Origin of the sequence: Caballeronia ptereochthonis, assembly GCF_001545075.1 — a bacterium.
Lineage (GTDB): Bacteria > Pseudomonadota > Gammaproteobacteria > Burkholderiales > Burkholderiaceae > Caballeronia > Caballeronia ptereochthonis.
On record NZ_FCOB02000007.1, the window covers coordinates 141,695 to 163,250 of the forward strand.

General features: G+C 61.3%; 19 protein-coding genes and 2 pseudogenes. 9 read left to right on the plus strand and 12 right to left on the minus strand.

All coding sequences use genetic code 11. The features are described from left to right. The first annotated feature begins 79 nt into the window (after nucleotides 1-79). The gene (locus AWB83_RS09550; protein ID WP_087044763.1) at nucleotides 80-844 is read left to right on the plus strand and encodes an SDR family NAD(P)-dependent oxidoreductase; all 765 of its coding nucleotides are present in this window, start codon (nucleotides 80-82) and stop codon (nucleotides 842-844) included. Nucleotides 845-1,236: 392 nt separating this feature from the next. Next, nucleotides 1,237-2,799, plus strand: coding sequence for a methyl-accepting chemotaxis protein (locus AWB83_RS09555; RefSeq protein WP_087044616.1), 1,563 nt, complete (start codon nucleotides 1,237-1,239; stop codon nucleotides 2,797-2,799). 111 nt (nucleotides 2,800-2,910) lie between these two features. Here AWB83_RS09555 and AWB83_RS09560 read toward each other — a convergent pair whose 3' ends face one another. The 3 genes from AWB83_RS09560 to pdhA are packed head-to-tail and all read right to left on the minus strand — an operon-like array spanning nucleotide 2,911 to nucleotide 6,089. Further along, nucleotides 2,911-4,026 carry a dihydrolipoamide acetyltransferase family protein gene (locus tag AWB83_RS09560; protein WP_087044618.1) on the minus strand — a complete coding sequence of 372 codons (1,116 nt, stop codon included), beginning with the start codon at nucleotides 4,024-4,026 and terminating at the stop codon, nucleotides 2,911-2,913. Nucleotides 4,027-4,030: 4 nt separating this feature from the next. Next, nucleotides 4,031-5,011: an alpha-ketoacid dehydrogenase subunit beta gene (locus AWB83_RS09565; protein WP_087044620.1), complete on the minus strand. Its 981-nt coding sequence runs from the start codon at nucleotides 5,009-5,011 to the stop codon at nucleotides 4,031-4,033. Next, nucleotides 5,004-6,089 carry a pyruvate dehydrogenase (acetyl-transferring) E1 component subunit alpha gene (gene pdhA, locus AWB83_RS09570; protein WP_087044622.1) on the minus strand — a complete coding sequence of 362 codons (1,086 nt, stop codon included), beginning with the start codon at nucleotides 6,087-6,089 and terminating at the stop codon, nucleotides 5,004-5,006. Before pdhA ends, AWB83_RS09565 begins: the two co-directional genes overlap by 8 nt. Before the next feature lie 184 nt (nucleotides 6,090-6,273). On the opposite strand from pdhA, the gene AWB83_RS09575 reads away from it, so the two are divergent. Together AWB83_RS09575 and AWB83_RS36015 are read left to right on the plus strand one after the other, a co-directional pair. Further along, nucleotides 6,274-7,785, plus strand: coding sequence for a trypsin-like peptidase domain-containing protein (locus tag AWB83_RS09575; RefSeq protein ID WP_087044624.1), 1,512 nt, complete (start codon nucleotides 6,274-6,276; stop codon nucleotides 7,783-7,785). Between the two features lie 398 nt (nucleotides 7,786-8,183). Continuing rightward, nucleotides 8,184-8,408 (plus strand): hypothetical protein, encoded by a 225-nt coding sequence (locus tag AWB83_RS36015; protein WP_143750030.1) that lies wholly within the window; start codon nucleotides 8,184-8,186, stop codon nucleotides 8,406-8,408. A gap of 175 nt (nucleotides 8,409-8,583) precedes the next feature. Here AWB83_RS36015 and AWB83_RS09580 read toward each other — a convergent pair whose 3' ends face one another. Beyond that, entirely contained in the window at nucleotides 8,584-8,775 is a 192-nt protein-coding gene (locus tag AWB83_RS09580) for a hypothetical protein (protein WP_087044626.1), read from the minus strand. A gap of 88 nt (nucleotides 8,776-8,863) precedes the next feature. Further along, nucleotides 8,864-9,418, minus strand: a complete 555-nt coding sequence (locus AWB83_RS09585) for a histidine phosphatase family protein (RefSeq protein ID WP_087044628.1) — start codon at nucleotides 9,416-9,418, stop codon at nucleotides 8,864-8,866. 545 nt (nucleotides 9,419-9,963) lie between these two features. Here AWB83_RS09585 and AWB83_RS09590 point away from each other — a divergent pair. Next, entirely contained in the window at nucleotides 9,964-10,935 is a 972-nt protein-coding gene (locus AWB83_RS09590) for a Dyp-type peroxidase (RefSeq protein ID WP_087044765.1), read from the plus strand. A gap of 184 nt (nucleotides 10,936-11,119) precedes the next feature. Here AWB83_RS09590 and AWB83_RS09595 read toward each other — a convergent pair whose 3' ends face one another. Beyond that, nucleotides 11,120-11,308, minus strand: a complete 189-nt coding sequence (locus AWB83_RS09595) for a putative quinol monooxygenase (protein ID WP_244197647.1) — start codon at nucleotides 11,306-11,308, stop codon at nucleotides 11,120-11,122. A gap of 50 nt (nucleotides 11,309-11,358) precedes the next feature. Here AWB83_RS09595 and AWB83_RS09600 point away from each other — a divergent pair. Next, nucleotides 11,359-11,981: pseudogene (locus AWB83_RS09600) on the plus strand (NAD(P)-dependent oxidoreductase); the annotation flags it as partial. Between the two features lie 306 nt (nucleotides 11,982-12,287). After that, a complete protein-coding gene (locus tag AWB83_RS09605) occupies nucleotides 12,288-13,037 on the plus strand; it encodes a response regulator (protein WP_087044630.1) in 750 nt (249 codons plus the stop codon). On the opposite strand, the gene AWB83_RS09610 is transcribed toward AWB83_RS09605, so the two are convergent. Beyond that, a complete protein-coding gene (locus AWB83_RS09610; protein ID WP_087044632.1) occupies nucleotides 12,979-14,841 on the minus strand; it encodes a hybrid sensor histidine kinase/response regulator in 1,863 nt (620 codons plus the stop codon). The two genes, AWB83_RS09605 and AWB83_RS09610, sit on opposite strands and share 59 nt — an antisense overlap. Before the next feature lie 357 nt (nucleotides 14,842-15,198). Here AWB83_RS09610 and AWB83_RS36020 point away from each other — a divergent pair, with 357 nt between their 5' ends. Continuing rightward, nucleotides 15,199-15,462, plus strand: coding sequence for a hypothetical protein (locus AWB83_RS36020; RefSeq protein ID WP_143750031.1), 264 nt, complete (start codon nucleotides 15,199-15,201; stop codon nucleotides 15,460-15,462). 247 nt (nucleotides 15,463-15,709) lie between these two features. Beyond that, nucleotides 15,710-16,030, plus strand: a complete 321-nt coding sequence (locus tag AWB83_RS09620; protein WP_087044636.1) for a DUF4148 domain-containing protein — start codon at nucleotides 15,710-15,712, stop codon at nucleotides 16,028-16,030. 346 nt (nucleotides 16,031-16,376) lie between these two features. On the opposite strand, the gene AWB83_RS09625 is transcribed toward AWB83_RS09620, so the two are convergent. The 5 genes and pseudogenes from AWB83_RS09625 to AWB83_RS09640 all read right to left on the minus strand — a co-directional run bounded on the left by AWB83_RS09625 (nucleotide 16,377) and on the right by AWB83_RS09640 (nucleotide 21,525). Further along, complete coding sequence (locus AWB83_RS09625) at nucleotides 16,377-16,943, minus strand: YbhB/YbcL family Raf kinase inhibitor-like protein (RefSeq protein WP_087044638.1); 567 nt, start codon at nucleotides 16,941-16,943, stop codon at nucleotides 16,377-16,379. A 483-nt stretch (nucleotides 16,944-17,426) separates the two neighbouring features. Next, nucleotides 17,427-18,359, minus strand: coding sequence for an MBL fold metallo-hydrolase (locus AWB83_RS09630; RefSeq protein WP_087044640.1), 933 nt, complete (start codon nucleotides 18,357-18,359; stop codon nucleotides 17,427-17,429). 212 nt (nucleotides 18,360-18,571) lie between these two features. Next, nucleotides 18,572-18,813, minus strand: a pseudogene (locus AWB83_RS37135) (IS5/IS1182 family transposase); the annotation flags it as partial. A gap of 535 nt (nucleotides 18,814-19,348) precedes the next feature. Beyond that, nucleotides 19,349-20,443, minus strand: coding sequence for an NAD-dependent epimerase/dehydratase family protein (locus AWB83_RS09635; RefSeq protein WP_087044641.1), 1,095 nt, complete (start codon nucleotides 20,441-20,443; stop codon nucleotides 19,349-19,351). Between the two features lie 194 nt (nucleotides 20,444-20,637). Then, complete coding sequence (locus AWB83_RS09640; RefSeq protein ID WP_087044643.1) at nucleotides 20,638-21,525, minus strand: LysR family transcriptional regulator; 888 nt, start codon at nucleotides 21,523-21,525, stop codon at nucleotides 20,638-20,640. Between the last annotated feature and the right edge of the window lie 31 nt (nucleotides 21,526-21,556).

The following is a 21,556-nucleotide window of genomic DNA, read 5'->3' on the forward strand; positions in this document are numbered from 1 at the left end:
TCAGTGTCGACAGGACACTAAAAGGATCAACGGCCGGTCCAGCGCGACCAGCCGATTAGATATCGCTTGGAGAAGCATGGTGAATATTTCATTTGAAAATCAGGTGGCACTCGTTACCGGCGCGGCCTCGGGGTTGGGGCTTGCAACGGCGAAGGCCTTCGCGGCATCCGGCGCGTCCGTTGCGCTAGCGGACTGTGACGAAAGTGCCGTGCGCGATGCGGCCGAGGAATTGGCCGCTGAAGGCCATAGGACATTAGCCATCCGTTGCGACGTATCCGACGATGCGCAGGTCGAAGCAATGGTCGAACAGACTGTTCGCACCTTCGGCCGGCTCGACGCTGCATACAACAATGCGGGCGTTCAAAACGTTCTTGCTGAGACCGCGGACTCGCCGCGTGAGGATTACGACCGGGTCATGGCGATCAATCTGCGCGGTGTGTGGAGCTGCATGAAGTTCGAGCTGCAGCACATGCGCAGGCAACGAAGCGGCGCCATCGTCAACTGCTCATCGCTTGGCGGCCTGGTCGGAGGCGCTGAGCGCGGCACCTATCACGCGGCCAAGCATGGAGTCATCGGGCTCACGAAAAGTGCAGCACTCGAATATGCCGCGCGCGGCATTCGGATCAACGCGGTGTGTCCCGGACTGATCTGGACACCGATGGCAGACCAGATGGTCGCCTCGGGGCAGGGAGAGGCGCTCAACGCGATGCTGGCTAATATTCCGATGGGACGCCATGGACGCGCGGACGAAATCGCTGACGCTGTCTTGTGGCTTTGCAGCACGGCTGCAAGCTATGTGACTGGTCAGTCGATCTCGGTTGACGGCGGATTCATCATGCGTTGAGCGTCGGCGATAAATGGCGCTTCATGAGGAAGCAAGCACTCTCTCTCCATGCAGCGCCGCCCGGCGGGATTTCCGCACATCAGGACGACGGCCTCGTCCGCCGTGCCTTGCAACTGACGACGATAGCCGATTAGGCAGTGTTCGCCCTCGAAACATCGAACGGTCGTTCGCGAACGTCGCACGCTGCAGGAAGTGCGCGGCCCGGTCATTGACGCGGTCCGGTCGCCAAGCGGATGAAAATCGCAATCTTTACTGGATTTCCTCGTAACTTTGCCGTTATTGCGAATTGCGACCGGCGGTCCTTCTGCGCTGAGGAGGCGGCTATGGAGAGCGGGCTAAACGCATCGCCCGCCGGCGACATCGATAAGTAGTTTCTAACGGGGACAAGCGAAATGTTGCGAAGAACGATCTCGATCAAAGGCCGCATAGCAGTCGCTGTAGGCTTCCTGGCCGCGCTGCTGCTGATAACGGGCACGCTCGGCTTGATGGGGATGAGCCACACGAACACGGCGCTTCAAGAAACGGCGACCGGTCAAATGCCGAGCGCGACCAACGTGGCAAATGCCGAGATCTACGCGGCTCGAGCGCGTCTGGCGCTGGATCGGGCCGCACTGATGACCGACGCCGCCGAAGCCAAGCCAGTCCTGGATCGAGCCAGGATGCTCTACTCGACGTCCGAGTCGTGGTGGCAAAAATATCTCGCATTGGCTCGCGATGGCGATCAGGATCGACTCGCTCAGGATGTCAAACGGGCGCGCGAGGTGTATGCCAATGCACTCGCCCGATTCGCCGCCGTGATCGAGTCAGGTGACCGCCCGGCGTTCGTGGATCACGCCAACCAGCTTCAAGTCGCCTATAACAAGCTGTCGCAGGCGGATGACGCACTGGGCAAGTTCCAGGCAGAAAGCGCGGAGCACGGTCTCGCGGAGGCCCGTTCCAATTATCTGATCCTGCGTCTCGTCACAATCGTTGCGCTATGCGCGGGATTGTGTGCGGCGCTTGCCGCGTACCTTACGCTGCGCCGCGCCATCGGAGCGCCGCTGGCCGAGGCTTTGCAGCATTTTGAGGCGATTGCGGGCGGCGACTTGCGCCGCACGATCGTCTCAAGCTCCAGCGACGAAATGGGCCAACTCCTCCAGGGGGTCTCCCGTATGCAGCAGCGCTTGACTGAAACGGTACGGTCCGTACGAACCGGCTCAGAATCCATCGCCTCAGCCACCAAAGAGATTGCGGCGGGAAATAGCGACCTGTCCTCGCGCACCGAAGAACAGGCGTCGGCGCTGCAGGAGACGGCCTCAAGCATGGAGCAACTCACAGGAACCGTGCGCCACAATGCCGACAGCGCACGTCAAGCCTCGGCACTGGCATCCAGCGCGTCTGAAATAGCGAACAAAGGAAATGACGTCGTGACCCAAGTGGTGGGCACAATGGGGGAAATCAGCCGGAGTTCAACGCGCATCGCCGACATTATCTCCATCATCGAAGGCATCGCTTTCCAGACAAACATATTGGCGCTCAATGCTGCCGTCGAGGCAGCGCGCGCTGGCGAAGAAGGACGCGGATTTGCGGTCGTGGCGGGCGAGGTGCGCACACTTGCGCAACGCTCCTCCGCTGCAGCCAAGGAGATCAAGGAACTCATCGATTCCTCCGTGGCATGCGTGAATACCGGATCAACGCTCGTACACGAAGCCGGAAATACGATGAACGAGATCATCAGTGCGGTACAGCGCGTGACCGACATCATGGGCGAGATAGCCGCAGCTTCGGAGGAGCAAAGTGCAGGCATCGATCAGGTCGCGCGTGCCGTCACGCAAATGGACGAGGTTACTCAGCAAAACGCCGCGCTTGTCGAGCAGGCAGCGGCAGCAGCGCAGTCCCTCGACGATCAGGCAACGAAGCTCCAGCAGGCGGTTTCCGTTTTTTCGGTCGGCGCCGCAGAAAGGCATCATGCTTGAGCATTCGGTCGCAGCCGCCTGAAACGGCGCAGCTTGCCTCGCCAATCGCAGGAAGCGCTTGGGAATAGTTGCCGCCGCTGACAGCTGTTCCGCGCCGCATCGGGGCGCGGTCTATTGCGGCATCTCGAGATCCTTGATGACCGCGGCGAGAAAACGTGCCGCCTCGCCGCCGGTGACGACCCGATGATCGAAGGTCAGGCTGAGTGGCACGATCCGGTGCACCACGGGAACACCGTTCTGCGCCACGACCTGTTCATGAATGCGCCCGGCTCCGAGAATCGCAACCGTCGGCGGCACGACAATCGGTGCCGCATACTTGCCGGCGATCATGCCGAAGTTCGACAAGGTGATCGTGTTGTTGCGCAGTTCCTCGGGTGGAATCTTCCGCGCCCGGATGTCGGCGCGCATCCGGTCGAGCCCTGCGCGCAGGTCGGCGGCATCGCGGTGCACGATATCGCGCAACACCGGGACAAAAAGCCCCTCGGGCAGGTCGACGGCGATGCCGAGATCGATCTTCTCGAGCACATGGCGCCGTCCCGCGTGGCCGTCGAACCAGGCATTCAGCCCCGGCTCCGCCCGGCATCCGGCCGCGAGCGCACGGATCAGCCGGATCGTGACATCGGCATGCTCGGACCACGCCTCTATGTCGGCGTCGTCGATGACCGTCGCCGCCGCCACTTCGCTCTGCGCACGCGCCATGTTTTGCGCCATCGCGCGCCGCACGCCGCGCAGTACTTCGGGCGGCCCCAGTTCAGCGAGGGTCTTCGCCGCGCGTTGCACGTCCGCGGCCGTGATCACGCCTTCCGGCCCCGACGGCGTCACCATCGCCAGGTCGACGTCCAGCTTGCGCGCGAGCGCCCGCACCGCGGGAATCGCCTTGATCGAGACCGCACCGGCACCGCCGCCGAGGGCGGCCGGCGCTTCCTGCACCACTTGCCGGCCCACGTCCATGTGCCCGACCACGGTGCCTGCGTCCGCATCGCCGCCCTCGCCCTCGCCCTCGAACCCAACGAGCGGCGCGCCCAGATGCACGATCTCGCCCGGCTGACCAAAGAGCCTCGCGATGCGCCCGGAATAAGGCGACGGGATCTCGACGATGGCCTTGGCCGTCTCCACCGACAGAAGGGGCTGATCGGCGCGAACCTCGTCGCCCGCCTTGACATGCCACTCGACGATTTCCGCTTCCTGCAAGCCCTCGCCGAGATCCGGCAACTTGAAGACCTTCATGACGTCACGCCGCCTCCATTGCCTGCCTGACCGCGGCGACGATCCGTTGCGGGCCGGGCATGTATTGATTCTCGAGCCTGTACAGCGGGACCACCACGTCGTAACCGGTGACGCGCTGCACGGGCGCGAGCAGGGAATACAGGCCGTGCTCGGCGATGCAGGCGGCGATCTCCGCGCCTACCCCGCCGGTGCGCGAGCCTTCGTGTACGATCACGCACCGTCCGGTTTTCGCCACCGACTCAAGAATCGTGTTCATGTCGAGCGGCTTGAGCGTCGTCACGTCGATCACCTCGGCCATCACGCCTTCCGGCGCCAACTGGTCCGCGGCGGCCAGCACGTCCTGCAAGGCGCCTCCCCAGCCTACGAGGGTCACGTCCGACCCGTCGCGCAGCGGATAGCAGCAGTCGAGCGGCAATGCTTCGCCATTGTCCTCCACCGTCTGCCTGAACAGCCGGTACAGGCGGGTCGGCTCGAAGAAGATCACCGGGTCCGGGTCGCGAATCGCGGCGAGCAGCAAGCCATAGGCGCGCGCCGGCGACGACGGCGTCACGACGCGCAGGCCGGGCATATGCACGAACAATGCTTCGGGACTTTCGGAATGGTGTTCGGGTGCATGAATCCCCGCGCCGCATGGCGTGCGGATCACGAGCGGGCAGCCGAGGCGCCCTCGCGTGCGGTGCCGCAGACGGGCGGCATGGTTCAGGACGTGATCGATGGCCGGATAGATGAAGCCGCTGAACTGGATCTCCGCGACGGGTCTCAGGCCCATGGCCGCCATGCCGATGGCCGAGCCGACGATCGCCGTTTCGGCGAGCGGCGTGTCGACTACGCGCTCGGCGCCGAAGCGAGCCTGCAATCCGAGCGTCGCACGAAACACCCCGCCATTTGCGCCGATGTCCTCGCCGAGCAGCACGACCGCCGGATCATGCTCGAGCTCGTACGAAAGCGCCAGATTGATCGCCTCGACCATGTTGAGCTCAGCCATTGAGGTCTCCTGCCGGCGCGAAACGCCGTGCCGTCGCCAGTTGCTCCTGCATGGCCCGAGGCAATGCCGCGTAAAGATGGTCGAACATCGCCGATGTATCCGGCGCGGGCGTCGCGAGATATGCCTCTACGGCCCGCTCGACCTCCGCATGGCACGCCTTGCCCAGCGCTTCTTCCTGCTCCTTGTCCCACACCTTCATGCGCATCAGGTAGAGGCGCAACCGACGCAGCGGCTCGGATTCCCATCGCTGGCTCACAACCTCGGCATCGCGATAGCGTGACGCGTCATCGGCCGTGGTGTGGTCGCCCAGCCGGTAGCTGAGGGCTTCGATCAATGTCGGACCCTCGCCCCGCCGCGCCTTGGCGAGCGCCGCACCGGCAACCTCACGCACGGCAATCACATCGTTGCCATCGACCTGAAGACCGTCGATGCCGGCCGCGATCGCCTTCTGCGCGAGCGTTTGCGCGGCCGTCTGGCGGCTGCGCGGCACCGAAATCGCCCACTGATTGTCGTTGATGACGAGCACGAGCGGCGCCCGCCACACGCCGGCCATGTTCATCGCCTCGTAGAAGTCGCCCTTTGATGTGCCGCCGTCGCCGAAGATCGCCACCGCGACGCGCGGTTCGCGACGCAGCCGGAATGCGTAGGCCGCGCCCGCTGCATGGCAGACCTGCGTGGCGATCGGCACGCAGTTGGGAAAATCGTTGCGGGGTACGCTGAAATCGCTGCCGCGCTCGTCGCCACCCCAGTACAGCAGACTTTCCGTCATCGTGACGCCGCGCAGCAATTGCGCCGCGTGGTCGCGATAGGATGGAAACAGCACGTCGTCGGCTCGCATTGCGCTCGCCACTCCGACACCGATCGCCTCCTGACCGACCGACGACGCGAACGTGCCGAGCTGACCGGTACGTTGCAGCGCAACCGCCTTCGTGTCGAACGCCCGTGTCAGCACCATCCTTCGATAGAGCTCGATCAGCACGGCGGCGTCGCTCGCAAAGCCCGGTAGCGCCTGAACACACTCGCCATCGGGGCCGAGGAATTGGGTGTACCCGATGTTGAAGCTGGCAGCCGTGGTCATGACTCGCCTCCGCGTCCTTGCGGATATCGTAGTCCTTCCTGCATCGACGCGCTTATGCTCCGCGTGAATGCGACATCAGCGCCGGATATCCGACACGCGTCAGCCCGATTGCTTATCGCGACAGTTCCAGTTGGCATGTCCGAAACGATTCACCTAAAGTACAGATTAACCGGCTGCTTTTCGCATGTTCGCCATCCCCGCCTGGCGCGACGGCAGCTCCGGGAGGTGTGTCGTGTTGCGCCAGTGTCTTGCCCGTCTTCTGTTGCGCGTCGCGGTGCCGATCGCGATGCTCGCGGGCATTGCGTGCCTTGCATTTGCGGCGGCTCCAGCAGGCACGCTGTCAGCGACTGGCGAGCAACCCGCACCGAAAGCGGCCCTCGCGGCGAGTGCCGCCGAAACGTTGGATTTTCCCGCCATCGTCGAGCGCTACGGACCGGCCGTCGTGAATGTCAGGGCCGCCACGCCCGACGATCAGCCGCAAACGGCGACCCCCGACATCCTCGATGCCGACGATCCGCTCCTCGCCTTCTTCAAGAGCGTCGCGCCGCAATTTAAGGAACCGGCCAGTCCTCCGGGCGTCATCTTCGCCACGGGCTCCGGGTTCATCGTGAGCGCCGACGGTCTCATCCTCACGACCGCGCATGTCGTGAACCAGGCCGACGAAGTCAGCGTGACCCTGACCGACCGGCGTGAATTCAAGGCGAAGGTCCTTTCGATCGATGCCGCGAGCGACGTCGCGCTGCTGCGCATCGACGCGGCCGGGCTTCCCACCGTCAGGCTCGGCGACTCCTCGAAGGTGCGGCCCGGCGAGCAGGTGTTGACGATCGGCTCGCCCGGACGCTTTCAGACGACGGTCACGGCGGGCATCGTCAACGCGACGTCGCCCGATATGCCGGACGGCAAACGCTTTGCCTTCTTCCAGACCGATGTCGCGACCCATCCGGACAATTCCGGCGGCCCGCTCTTCAATCGCGCCGGGGAGGTGATCGGCATCGACGTGCAGGTGTATGGCGGCTCGGAGCGTTTCCAGAGCCTGAGCTTCGCCATTCCGATCAACGCGGCGAAGGCGCGCATGCAGCCCGAAGGACCGCGCGAGGTATCGAAGGGCCGGCTCGGCATCGAGGTGCAGGACGTGGATCCCGGGCTGGCGGGCGCCTTCGGCTTGCCGCGGGCGGCGGGCGCGCTCGTGATTTCGGTCGCGCCCGGTTCGCCGGCGCTCGACGCGGGCCTCAAGCCGGGCGACGTCGTCGAGCAGGTCGGGGACAAACCGATCGATCATGCCGCGGATTTCGTCGAGCGGGATGCGGCGCTCGCGCCGGGCGAAAAAGTTGCGCTTCGGATCGTGCGCAACGCCAAACCGATGACGCTGACGATCAACCCTGGCGTGGACGCAAAGAGCGCGCATGCGCCGAAGAGCGAAGCGAGCACCGCGGATCGGCTCGGTCTTTCCGTGCATCCGCTGACCCTTGCCGAGCGCCGCACGAGCGATCTACCGCAAGGCCTGATGGTCGACGCCGCCTCCGGGGCGGCGGCGAAGGCGGGCATTCAGCCCGGCGACATCGTCCTGGGAGTGAACGATGCGCTCGTCGAATCGCAAGAGGAACTCGCCGCGTTGACTTCCAAGGCCGGCAAGAAGGCCGCCTTGCTGATTCAGCGCGACCGTGCGCGCAATTTTGTGTCCGTCGACTTGAAATGAACGATTGGGGCGCGGCGGGGTGTGTTGAACTTCATTGGAAGGGTTGGGTTTGCCGGATGCGAACACGATGACGAAACTTGCCGCTGCCTTGCTTCTCGCGGCCACAGCACTCGTGGTATTCGCCGGCACATCGATGATCGGCGACGCCGACTCGACCGCCTCAAGCACTCCGGCTCGCGCATACAGGTTGGCGCAAAGCTCGAATGCGAGGACATACGCCGATGTTCGAGTTCAACGATACTTATTATCGGCCAAAGTCCGATCATATCTTGCAGCGCAGGACGTCAACCAGACGTACTCTAGCAACATTGCGCGCTTGTGCCGGAAGCAAGCAGTCCTCGATCGCACGACAACGTTCGAGTCGCTTGAGAACTATGCAGATTCAAGGGAGTCCGCTTATGAAGGCAAACGACCCACGAGACATTGAGCAACTTGAGCCGCACGATGAAAATGATCTCTTGGACGAGGCACTCAAAGAAACCTTTCCCGCTAGTGATCCGATAGCCGTTCGGCCGGATCGCACGCGTTCCGACAAAACGCCGGCCGAAGCCAATACTCACCACGCGGGGGCCGTGCATATCGAACGCGTCGTGTCCTTGCGCCCATCCGACTACCGCTGTTAGCATCAAGGCGTCAGGGTTTCGCGTCGGCAGGCTTGAACAATTGCGATCGATGTCTATATTCGAATCTGTCTCCTCCACTTCTCCAGAGTGGTTTGCAGCCCGCCTAAAAGCGGGCTACTTTTTTTAGCGCTCCATCATTCGGGCCCCCGCACTATCCGAGCCCGTGACGATTGTCCTAGATGCCGGTTAGCGCCTCACGAGCAGCGACGGCACTCCGATAAACCTTGAAAGCGTCTTGCTGCTTGCCAGCTGCCAGGTCGAGCTCGGCCTTTGTCCTCGCCGACTCACACGCCGCTCTTGCAAGCGCATAGGCTTCCGCGCAATTCTGTTGAAGCTCTTGAACGTCGGCATCGCCCGAATTTTCCATGTCCGATCTCCCATTGATAGCAATCTCGCCTTCACAACGAGGGCGCCGCCGCTCCCGTTCGAGGATCAAGAAGCGGATGAGTCGTGCTCTATATAATCGACTCGGCCGAATCACCGGCGAGTAACAATTGCGGAAGTTGTGAGAATGACCACCCAGCCCCCGCACTTTCAAGTATCCAGACCATATCGAAGCGGTGTTCCGGCCACGCTGAAGGCACCTTGGGAGCATTGGGCAGCATTCCGATTAGAGACGGCAGGATTTTGTGCTCCCATGTAATCAGAACCACCCCCGCTTCAACGAGTACGTCCTTCATCAACGCTTCACCGTCATCCTTCAGGTAATTAGACGAATATTTGACGCGCGATGTTTCCTTGAGCAGCGCGACAAGAGGCGCAACCGTCTGCATTGACCGCTTGCTTTTGCTGCTGGGTCCGCTCCCCGCGGCGAAAACACAACTCGGTGTCAATTGTTCGCGTCGTCGCTCGTCCGTCGGCCGAAAAAATTGAGCCAACGCTCCGGCACGCTGCCAACCACGGACCGCGAGGCTCTCTTCGTCGGACTTCCCCATCTCGTCGATTCCAGCCCCTGTTGAAGCAGTAGGCTTTTCCGCGTGTCGAATGAACATGATTCGATGGGGTGCCATGTCGTCTCCGTGGACAGTCGATGCACAGGGCAATATGTAATATACGACCAGACTTTGTATTCGATGAAAGCTAGCGATACGGCGAATGAACTCGGAACAGAGGATGCACGCCGAACGCGAGTGTTGATTGTTGAAGGCTAGCACGTAATGCCCCCGCCGGCTCTATTGTCGCTGGGACTCTCGGGCTTTCGTGCCGACCTCAGCATGCTCGGCCGACGCGACCATGGACGGGAGTTGTTTCAATCCGCAAACAACAATCCAAAAATATTGGCCACCGAGTCGAAACTTAACGCCTGACACTATGACCAAGCTGTATATCAAGGCACCCTACCCGATTCCAGTCGCACAGCCAAACGTAGAGGCGCTCAACGACGCTCGAAGCCTCGGGAGGTCGACCAGGATGGCCTTTCCACGTAACCTCGCCACATGTTCAGCTTGCTGATGGTGCAGTCGAGCGTTCAAGCTTGAAAACGTGAGACGATCAAGGCAAAGCTTGTCCAGAGTGTTTTTTATCTGAACCGCTCATCTTGTCACGGGAGATCCTTGTGAGCCCAAAAACTACGCCGATCAGTGACGCCCAGCGGGCACTTGACACCGAGCCACAATCTATCGATGCCCCGATGTCAGCGGCGGCGGCATTCCTCGTCCTGGTGGTAAAAGATGACGACGAGTCAATCGCTAGTGCGCGCTCGGTGGTAGGCGGCATCGATGACCTGGTAAAAGATCTCAGGATCCGGGCCAACAGCGGATTGTTCACCTGTAACGTCGGGATCTCGCACCGCATTTGGGAATCGCTCACAGGCAAGCCGCTACCCAGCGAACTCAGACCATTTCGCGAGGTGCGAGGCGCCCAGCATATCGCAGTCGCTACCGCGGGTGATTTGTTGTATCACATTCGTGCTGAATCGATGGATCTGGTTATCGAGTTCGAGAAGCTCCTTCTTGAAGCCTTCGGCGATTCGGTGACCGCTGTTGATGACGTGGCCGGGTTTCGCTACTTTGACGGACGCGACTTGCTCGAATTCGTCGATGGAACTGCGAACCCGGACGGCCTCGACCTGCCGGCCGCGACGATTGTCGGCGATGAGGATCCCGATCATGCCGGCGGGAGCTATGTCGTCGTTCAGAAATACCTTCATGACCTCCCCGCCTGGAGAGCTCAAAAAGTGGAAGCTCAGGAGGCGATCATTGGACGCACAAAGTTCGACAATGTCGAGCTACCGGACGCCACAGAGGGCCAAAAATCTCACAAGACTCTTTGTACAATCCAGGACGCCGAAGGGGAGCATGACATCCTCCGCGACAATATGCCGTTCGCGGTTCCTGGTCTCGGGCAGTACGGTACCTACTTTATCGGTTACTCGCGTCACTTGTGGGTGATCGAAAAAATGATAGAGCGGATGTTTATTGGCGACCCTGCTCCGCTCCACGACCGCATTTTGGACTTCTCAAAGGCAGTTGCCGGGGTGACGTTCTTTGCTCCGAGCCGCAAGTTTCTAAGCAACCTAGCCGATTAAACGATCGTTTTACGAGTCCGTGTTGAGCTGCAGGAAGGGGGCACCGTCTACGGAATTTTTAGCTCGGTGCATACATGACGCAGCGGCGAATCGTCGACAAGTCTGGCATGCGGAGCAGACGCTCAGAAGATCGATCCGGATACTGATGCGGCGGTGGACATTGGCCGAATTTGACTGAGCACGACTACGTGCGCGACGTCTGCCTCAGCAGCGAGAATCGTTCGACTGTCTTTTCGCTCACCCACGACGATGACGCTCGATCGAAGTCGCGACAATGCGGCGCGGCGAGATGGAGTCTGAACGCGTCTTCATCGACGTATTTCTCGTAGAGGAAGAACACCGGACGGTCCTGTGCCTCGCAGACGTCGAACACGATGCAGCCGTCCTCTTCTTCCAGTGATGTCGCCGCATTCGCGAGGATCGCGTTCGGCGGGGCAAGCGGGTCGCTGGCAAGCATCCCGACGGTTCTGCTTTTTCGACTACCCATCAAGGACCTGGAGGGCTCGACGCTTGGCATCATCGGTGACGGCGCATTGGGAAAGGCGACCGCCGATATTGGAAGAGCATTGGGGCTGAAGGTGCTTTTCTCGGCCTTCAAGGGACGCGACGATATGGGAATGCTCTACACGCCATTCGAGCGCGTGCTCGAAGCGTCCGACATCATCACGCTACATTGTCCGCTCAACGAGCAGACCCGCGACCTCATCGGCGATGCGGAGTTCGCGAGGATGAGACAGCGCCCTCTTCTCATCAACATGGCGCGCGGTGGACTCGTGAACGAGGCGGCATTGGTTCGTGCCTTCAAGGGTGGCTTGATATCAGGCGCAGGATTCGATGTCGTCAGTCAGGAGCCGCTTCCAGAAGCCAATCCGTTGAACGAAATCCTGGATCATCCGGCGTTCATTCTCACACCCCACGTCGCGTGGGCAAGCGACGGCGCAATTCAAGCGTTCGCGAATCAACTCATGGACAATGTTGCTGCGTATGTCGCAGGGAAGCCGCAAAACACCGTTAATGCACCGCGCGGCAAAGGACTGGCTGTCTGAGCGTGGGAATGTTTCCTGCAGATTCAGCGTGGTTGCCTGAGATGGGACGGCCGGCGAGTGCGATGCCGGTCGATGACCGCCTCCGCGATTCGAATCGTCACGCGAAGGGCGGCCTGCCGGAAAAGAAGAACTCCAGACTCCGACACACTCGTTCGCTTTTCGCATCGCGTGACATATGCCCTGTCTCGACAGCAAACCGCGTGTAACATCGTTCGAATACCACCCATCGTGGTCGATTGATTGCGGTATTCCAATGCCGCGTGCTCCACCCGTACGAATGTGCACGTGCTACCGGGAGACGATGCGATGCGCGTACTGCTCGTCGATGATCACGAGCTCTTCAGAGCCGGTCTTGCACTGCTCATCAAAGAGCTGTTCCCGGATGCCGAACTCTTGCATGCGAGTACGTTGTCGCAAGGAGTCGATCTGGCGATGACCGAGCATCCGGATATCGTCTTTTTGGATCTCGAACTTCCTGACGGGCACGGTTGCGACGCGCTGGCCCAATTGAAAGACGCACGACCGTCCTTGCCCGTGGTCGTGATATCGGCTGACGAAAGCGTGGAGACCGTCGGTCGATGTCTCGAACTCCGCGCAATGGGCTACGTGCCGAAATCGTCTTCGCCCGAAGCACTCCATGCCGCGATCGTTGCCGTACTCTCAGGCGGCGTGTTCCTGCCCGCGGCGAGCATCGCCGGGCTGAGGCGCACGATCGACACCCACGAAGCGCAGCCACGCGAATCAGGAAAAGCGCAGCCGAACGGTAGCGTTGAACCTTGGGACGCTCCGGGCCTCGGGCTCACGCCCCGTGAGTACGAAACGCTCGCGTGGCTCGTACGCGGTCTTCCTTCCAAAGCCATCGCGTCGAAGATGGGGCTCGAAGATATCACCGTGCGCAAATACATCAGTCATCTGCTCGCGCACTTCAACCTGCGGCGCCGCACCGAGCTCATCGTGCTGCTGGCGGACAAGGGCATTACGCTCGGGACGGTGTCAGTCACGGATCCTTCGCGAGAGCGGGGTTCATCTTCCGCTGAGCGGCAACGAACCCGCTGATTTCCGCCAGCAAGTCCTCCGGTGCGGAGGACTTGCGCAATAGCACGAACGGCTGGGGAAAGTCGCGAAGGACGCGATCGGACAGTAGCTCACCGGTGATGAATGCAACGGGAATGACGCCCGCCCACGCGAAATGACGCCTGATGCGATCGGCAACCTCCGTGCCGGTGGCTCCGTCGCGCAGCCGGATATCGGTGACGATGAGATCCGGAATGCGGCTGTCATCGGCGAGGATGGTTTCGAATCCGGCCATCGACTCGGCGGCGAGCACGAGCGCGCCCGCGCTCGAGAAAAGACGCCGCAGGCCTTCGAGGACGGTCGGTTCGTCGTCGCACAGGAGCATGAACGTGCGGTTGAGATCGGGCGTGCAAACGTTGCCTCCCTGATCTTCCGCTCCGGCGGCCAAGGTCGATGTCGAAACGGTCGCGTAGAGCGAAAAGCGTGATCCGCGGCCTTCGACCGATGCGAAGCTCATGCCGTGTCCCGGCAGAATGCGGATCACCCGATGCACGATAGACAGCCCCAGTCCCAGCCCTTTCGAACGGTCGCGTCCCGGATTGTTGATCTGATAGTACTCGGCGAAAATAGCCTCGCGGTGGGCGGCGGCAATGCCGATTCCCGTATCCCATACGTCGACGCGCAGCCGTCCATCCAGTCGCACCCAGCCGAGCACGACGCCGCCCGACGACGTGTTCTTGATCGCGTTCGATACGAGATTGGATACGGCCCGCTTGAAGAGCGACCGGTCGGTCTCAATGAACGGCGGGGACCCTCGCCGCCCGGCGATTCTGAGATCGATTCCCCGCAACCGGGCCGTCTCTCGATATTGCTCGAAGACCTCGGTCAATAGATCATGCGTGTTGACTGGCGTGAGATGGGGAATATACGAACCCAGCTCGCTGTAGTCCTGAATGTCCTTGAACATGCCAAGGATGTCGGACGCGGTCTCCTGGATGACGTCGAGGTCGCGATCCACCGCGTGTCCGTCCCTGATCCTGGTCCGGGCGCTGCGGATGAAGAGGTTGATCGCGGCGAGAGGCTGCTGGATGTCGTGATACGCCGATGAAAAGAAACGCTCTTTCTCCTTGACGAGCTCCTGCATGCGTTTGTTCTGCTCGTTGACCACGCGCGACGCCGCTTCGACGCGCGCCTTGGCCGCGCGCAACGTGCGCCGGTACACGAATTCACGCCTCGCGGCACGTTCCAGCGGAATACTGACGAGCAAACCGACGATATACATCATCGGCACCATCGTGGCGTGCGCAATCACGGACTCCACGCGCACGTCGACGCTCTGGCCGCTAGGCTTGAAATAGAGCATGACCAGGTAACTGACGACGCATAGCCCGATCAGCCACGCCGCCGTGATCACTCGAAGCCGGAAGGCCATGAATATCATGAAAAGGGAGAACGTCAGGATCGGGTAAGCTTCCCGCCAGGCAAGGTCGCCCGGATAGATCTGCACCATTCTCAGGACCGCGAACCAGCAAGTGACCGTCCAGACACTCAGCAGCCCGACGGCCCAGCGCTCCTCCAATGCGCGCGGGGTCCACAACAGCACGGGCACCGTCATGCCGATCGTCCCGGCGATTCTCAGGAGAATGAGCTCGTTATGGTGCAGGTGGACCGGATCCAGCGCGTCGAGCCGCCAGAAGTCGCGAATGGAAAATGCGATCCACAGCGCGGTGAAGATTGCAATGGCGAGCCGCCGCTGTCCGGAGAAACGCCGCGCGTAGTCCATCCGGAACGCGCGTTCCTGAGCCGCAGATCTGAACCTGCGCACCCCGAGGCCTGACGATCTCATGACGATGCTCGATCAGGAAATTCGCCGTCCGCTGATACGGCAGCGTGCAACTCAAACAGAATAGCAGGACGCCATTCGAAGTCGAATACACAAATGTAGCAGTTTTGATGTGCCTGCCAGCTCCCGACCACCTACATCTTTCGCGCCTGGATCTGCAGCGCTCGCCTACCTACGTGGGTATCGACGGCGCTGCCTTCGACCGAGAATCCATATGACAGCGCCGGGAAACGAGAGTTGAGCTCTCTTCGTAATGGCCGATCATCTTGATACGCCCTCCTCTTCCGGACTTTCACCAGACGCGCCATGAATGGCGCAGGTTGCACGCGTCAGTGATTCAGGCGTACAAGGAGAGCGTTCGTGAAACTCAATCGATCTATTGCCACCAGTCTCGTGCTGGCGGCAGGCGTCACGGCAGGCACATGCCTGGCGCAGTCCTCAAACGATCAGCAGGAGACCATGACGGGTAGTGGTGCGGCACAAGTTTCAGCGGTGGCCGTTCCGTCGGCGGCACTGCCGACCACTGTCGCCGAGAAAACCCGCGCGCAGGTCATGCGTGAACTCGTCGAGTTTCAAAACAGCCCTCAGGCTGCACAAGTGGGCGAGCTTTACCGAGGAAGCTGACAGGAATGCGATGTGGCCGGCGAGTGCAGTCGCCCGCAAGACCGTTGCGTAAAGGAGGGCTCGTTGCGGCCGGCGGCCCTCCTTCGCTGGGCCGTTGGCCCATATCGCGCCAAAGCCTGACGCGGCCATGACGCGAGGGCCGTATCCGACCGTATCGAAGCCCAAGGTTTTTCCGCCCGGAGCTCGATGGCCAACTATCGGACCTTGCGCCCGAATCCCGCTCCCTGGCATTCACGAGGAGGTTGCCATGAAATCAATCCTTATCGCGGTCGTTGCAGCGTCGGCGCTTTCCCTATCCGTTGCCGCGCTCTCTCAGACGGATGCGACACCGACGCGTGCCCAGGTACGTGCCGAGCTACAGCAGCTCGAACAGGCCGGCTATGATCCGGCCAAAGGTGAGGATGCGAGTTATCCGAGCGACATCCAGGCGGCAGAGGCGCGGATATCGACCCACGGCTCAACCGCGTATGGCGGCGTGGCGTCCAGCTCTTCGACGTCCGGCTCTCGTGCCGTCGTTCGCCCCGCCTCTGCCGAAGACATGAAGCAGCTCTATTTTGGAGGTCAATAGCAGCTTCCGTTTCTTCCCTCTTTGGGGTAAGACGACGCGACCTCGGCTTGCTCAAGCCTGGATCGGCTCGAGCGCCGAAGATTGGTCAGTCTTCGGCGAACGTCGGACGCCAGAGGACTGGTCGACGCCTCCGGCGCGCCATATATCCCACCGGTCATTTGCCATTCTGCTGGGTTTGTCGATTGTCCTCGAACGCATGCGCCCGCTCGCGCCAGCGACCGGCCCAGGTCGACCCCTTGCGGACACTCAACACTAACGACTCCCGCCGAACGCGAACAGATGCGATGATAGGGTCGGCCAAAGGCACTGGCGAGATGTCGCAAGCGACTCCCCGACCATTCGCCGCTCACTCCGCCGAACGGTGATAGCGCGCCACGTAGCGCGCCTGGCCGATGATCTTTCCGTGCATCTGATAGGCGACGAGCGCCGGACTGGAATCCGCTTTGACATCAAGGCTGGAAACCGCCAGTGCCGAAACCGTCACGATATATCGATGGGATTCGCCTTGCGGCGGGCACGGTCCGCCATAAGCCGAGGCACCAAAATCGGTCAGCGTCTCGATGGCACCTATTGGCAGCACTCGGGCATTGCCCGACGCGCCTTTCTCGATCGAGGTTTGCGACGGCGGAATGTTTGCCACTTGCCAGTGCGTCCAGCCCAGACCGCCCGTGGGCGCATCGGGGTCGTGGATGGTGATGACGATGCTCTTCGTGCCGGTCGGAATATGCGACCACGAAATGCGCGGAGACACGTTTTCGCCGTGGCAGCCAAATCGACCGTACACTTGTTCGTTTCCGAACTGACCGCGATTCAGCCCATCGACTTTGACAGTGAAAGAGTTTGCAACCGCGACGGCTGGTACAGTTGCAAGCAAAGCCGTGCAGAAGGCTGGCAGGAGACCGTTGAGTTTCATATCGAGTCCGTTGTGTAGAACTAGTAGAAGAAATGTGCTCATTAACTTTCATTGGCTGAACGTTATGAGCAGGCACCCGCGGAAATGCCGGCACCTTGCGGGTTTCAATCAACCACAGTAGTCCAAGAAGACCGGCGCGCAACGAAAAGCGTCGCCGTCCAATGCCATTCGGCCGGCAGAGAGGAATGGCAGGTGTGCAGCCGCAAGCAACTCATCGGTATCAGCCACGTTCCGCAAGAGATCGACCCGAACGCGTACAGCCTCATCAGCGTCGTGTTCGAAGCCGTTATGCCAGTTCGGACTCGAAGCCAACGGGGAACACGGCGTCGCCGGCCGGCGTCAGTCGATCGCCGTCGTGGCGACCACGAAGATGCTGTGTCCAGGGCTACGGCCGCCAGTGATGCAGACACCCATCGAAGCCACCTCGCACTGCTCCTCGAATAGCTGGAGTCGGCTTTCGTAGGCACACTGAAGTCGAGCCAATCAGTAGTCCCACTGTACCGGCACAAAACGGAAGCCCTTACCGGTCTTTGCAATGTGACCGATGGACGGAAACGCGACATGCGCTGCGGCCAGGAGCGCGCGGGTTTCAGCGGCTTCGTTGAACAGCGCGATACGCACGTTCACAGCCGCTTCAGGATCGTGCTCGAAGCCATTTTGCCAATCGGGATTGTCGAAGTTGACTTCGAAAATCGCGTCGCCTACGAACGTCAGCTTCTCCCCGTTTGATGCGACATCCACTACGCAATGCCCCGGCGTATGACCACCGGTTACGCGCGCCGACACGCCCGCTGCGACTTCCACGGTCTGCTCGAACTGCACGATGTTTTCGCTGTAGAGTTTCACGAACTTTGCAGCAGCCTCGCGGAGCGCGGGAGGAACCGTTTCTGGCATCACCGTCTTGCTGAAGTCTGGATTTTTCCAGAACTCCACTTCTGCGGCTGACACGTGAATGCGCACGTCCGGACGCAGCCTGGCCTTGACACCATCGACGTTCAGCCCGCCGACGTGATCCATGTGCATATGCGTGACCACGATATCGGTGATCGCAGCCAGGTCGATGCCAGCTGACTCCAGGCGCATGACCGACTGACCGGCGCGCGAGAAGTATTCGAAACCGTCGCCTACGCCAGAGTCGATCAGGACTAGGCGTTCGCCGCTGCGCACGAGCGCGATATTCAACGCCCAATCGAACATATCGCGTTGCAGGAAACGACCATCGAACCAATCGTTGCGGTCTGCTTCGCTCACGTTGGTGGACATGGTGGAAGTCGGCAGCGGCAGGACGCCATCGCTGATCAACGCCACGTCGACGTCACCCACGCGCACGGCGTAGCGGGAAGGCACGAGTTCGACCGAACCTTCTTTGCCGAGATTGGCGATAACGGGCTGCACGTTGCGGATTGTTTGGCTCATCTTCGATAGTCCTGGAAATTAAGTGGAGTAAGCCGCACTGCGCGGCGTGTTTTCACGAGCACGACCACGAATGCCGCGCGCTTCGTTTTGCTCGCATTTCGACCGAGCGTGTGACGGATTGTAGGTAGAGGTGGCGAAGGCCAGTAGCATCACGAATGAGTACACCGTGTTGTCTGGGTGGCGACAATAGACGACGGACAGGCGGTGAGTGGCGGCTCGATCCGGCGATTGCGCAACAGCCGACGAAGCCGCTCGGAGTTGAAGCCGCGGTCGGCGGCGATCACGCGCAGGCATTGCAGTGCAGTGGATGGCCGCGCAATCCGCGAATCGGTGGAGTCGCGTTGATCGGCGGCACTGATTGCCTGACGTCCTTGACGTTCGTCTATATGGGGATCGTGGCGAGCGAGATGCCGTTGGCGCCGGTCACGGTGTGGTGAAGCTGACCTCCATGGGCATGGAAGACACCTGCCAGGAAAGAAGCCATGCCCGGGAAAAGCGCGGCGCTCCGCTCAGTTATAAAGAAAGCACGCCACAGTTTTCTCGACGGCTGTTAGCGCCGAGTGAGCAAAGATCTCATGAACCCGCATGCGGCATGAGCGACTGTTTTCAAGCCAAGTTCCACCGTTCGAAACGCGAAGCCGATTGTCGGCTTCTGGCCGAACTGAGCCGGCTGCACGCCCTACCGCACCCTAAGGCTCCCATCCTGAAGGAAGCGACCCACGCGACCCCCAGCGAACCTCCCCGCCCTCACCGTTGCTCGATCCAGGTCTCCATCGCGGACAGAGTTCAGACTTGAGCGAACAAAGCGTCAGCCGTCGACCCACATCAGCCCACCGAACTCGCGGGACATCAACGGCGCCTTCCCGTGGACTTCAGACATCCGCCGCGCAGCGCGCGACAACGCAATATGCGCAGCGAGTCTCGAAGCCACTACACCCGATCCTCGCCACGCCAACGATTCGACGCGGCGATCCGCCCGCTTCGACTTATCACAATGCGGGCGGCAGGAGCTTCCGGTCTATGAAAGACTGGAGCGCGTTGCAAAATGCGTCCCGAGTGTCGACGGCCGCATTGAATCCCGCTTTGCGAAGCTTGATGGTGCTGACGAAAGCAACCGGGCCGGCCGGTGCGCCGTATGCAAACGCAAAGTCCGCATGCTGATCGCCCTGTCCGACGAACGCATGGAGATCGCCACTCGCAAGGCCGTACTTCTCGACGACCTTCGCCCACACGTCGGCATTGTCGCGAATGTACTGCGCAATACTGACAGGCTCATCCGCTCCGACGTTCACGCCCAGCGTCTTCGCCATCGCGGGCCAAACGCTGCGCCATTCGAAGACATCTCCGTTGGTGACGTTGAAGATCTCGTTCGCCGCCTGCGGGGATTGCGCCGCCCAAACCATCACCTGGCCGACGAGGTCGGCGTCGGCCATTTCCCACACGAACGATGGGCCGCCCGGAAAGCTGAATGCTTCGCCCTTTTCGCGGCGGATCGCTGCATAGACGCCAATGGCCGGTAGCACGTTGAGCGCGCCGGCCGTCTTCCCGGTGACAAGTTGCGGGCGCAGCACGGTGTAGGCGAAGCCGAACTTTTCACCTGCGTCGCGGACGTAATCCTGTTGATCGAAGAAGAAGTTCGCGTGATTGTCACGGGGGTCGCTCTCGCGTGCAGGGATAGCGATAGGGTGAAGGTGGACGCCGTACGCCTTCGTCCCCTGCAGAATGGACACGTGCTTGAGTGTCGACTTCCCTGAAACGAGGGGCTCAATGACATTGCTCAGCATCGCATTGTTGATTTCGATCTGCCTTGCGTTCGACCAGCCGCTCACCAGATCTTCGGCGTTCTCGTAGATTGCTGCGTATGCAACATGCGTGATGCCGTCGAGCGCGGACAGCGCTTCACGGGCAGCCTTTTCGTTGCGCAAGTCCACCGGGATAAATTCGAAGTCACGGCCGCTCGGCAGTTCCGGCTTGCGCCTGGAAATGCCAACAACATCCCAACCTGCAGAGAGGAAGCCCTCGATAGCGGCTACGCCAATGAGCCCGCTTGAGCCCGCCACCAGAACCTTATTGCTCGCGTTCATTCAATTTCTCCGATTCCATCGTTTCTATACCGGCTCAAAGCTTGCGCACCGCATATCGCGCGACAGGTTTGAGCGACCTTCCGACGTCCGGTCGGTTGAATGAAATTTAGTCTCGAGCAGAAGCTGGCAGTAGTAGGCGTCGCGGAATTCCGGTTATTCCGTCGAGTAATGGGTTGGGCCGATACGGCTCGCAATTACGCCCGAGCGAGAGCCTCTTCGACGAACTCAACGAAAGCGCGCGCTCTCGCCGTCACCAGCCGCCCTGACGGGAAGACGGCCCACAGATCGAGCGCGGGCAAAGTCCAGTCAGTCAACACGGCCTTGACCTTGCCGGAGGCCAGTTCGGGGGAAAACATCCAGCGCGATGCAACGGCGAGCCCCATTCCGCCGAGGACCGCCGTCCGTATTCCTTCGGCCGCACTCACGCGAAGGCGTCCTGACACCGTCACGTCCTCTTCGTCGCCGTTCCTGCTGAACGTCCACGATTCACCGCCGCCGCGCTGGGAATAAACGATTGCCTGATGCTGGCTCAGCTCGGCGGGCGTCGTGGGCACGCCGGCACGCGCGAAATACCCGGGCGTGCCGATGACGAGCCGCGGGCTCCGGCCGATGCGCCGCGCCGTCATGTTGGAATCGGCCAGCGATCCCATCCGCAACGCCACGTCCAGGCCCTCTTCGAGCAGATCGATGTTGCGATCGTCGAGCCTCAGGTCGATTTCCAGCTGCGGATGCCGGCTCATGAGGGCATCCAGCGCCGGCAGCACGTGAAGACACGCGAACGTCACCGCTGCGCTCACGCGCAGCATGCCAGACAGGCTATCGGACGCGTCACGAACGATCTGTTCGGCCTCGTCGGCCTCCATGATCGCGAGCTTCGCATGCTCGTAGAAACGCTGGCCGGCGTCCGTCATCGTCAGACCTCGCGTCGAGCGCAAGATGAGCCGCGCACCCAGGCGCTCTTCGAGTTGCGCGACGGCTTTCGAAATGGCGGGCTGCCCGACATTCATCCGCTTTGCCGCTGCCGAAAACGATCCCGCCTCGGCGACGCTCACAAAAATTTCCATGGCAGCCAGTCGATCCATACTGCGCGTCTCCCGCATTATTCGAGGTCAC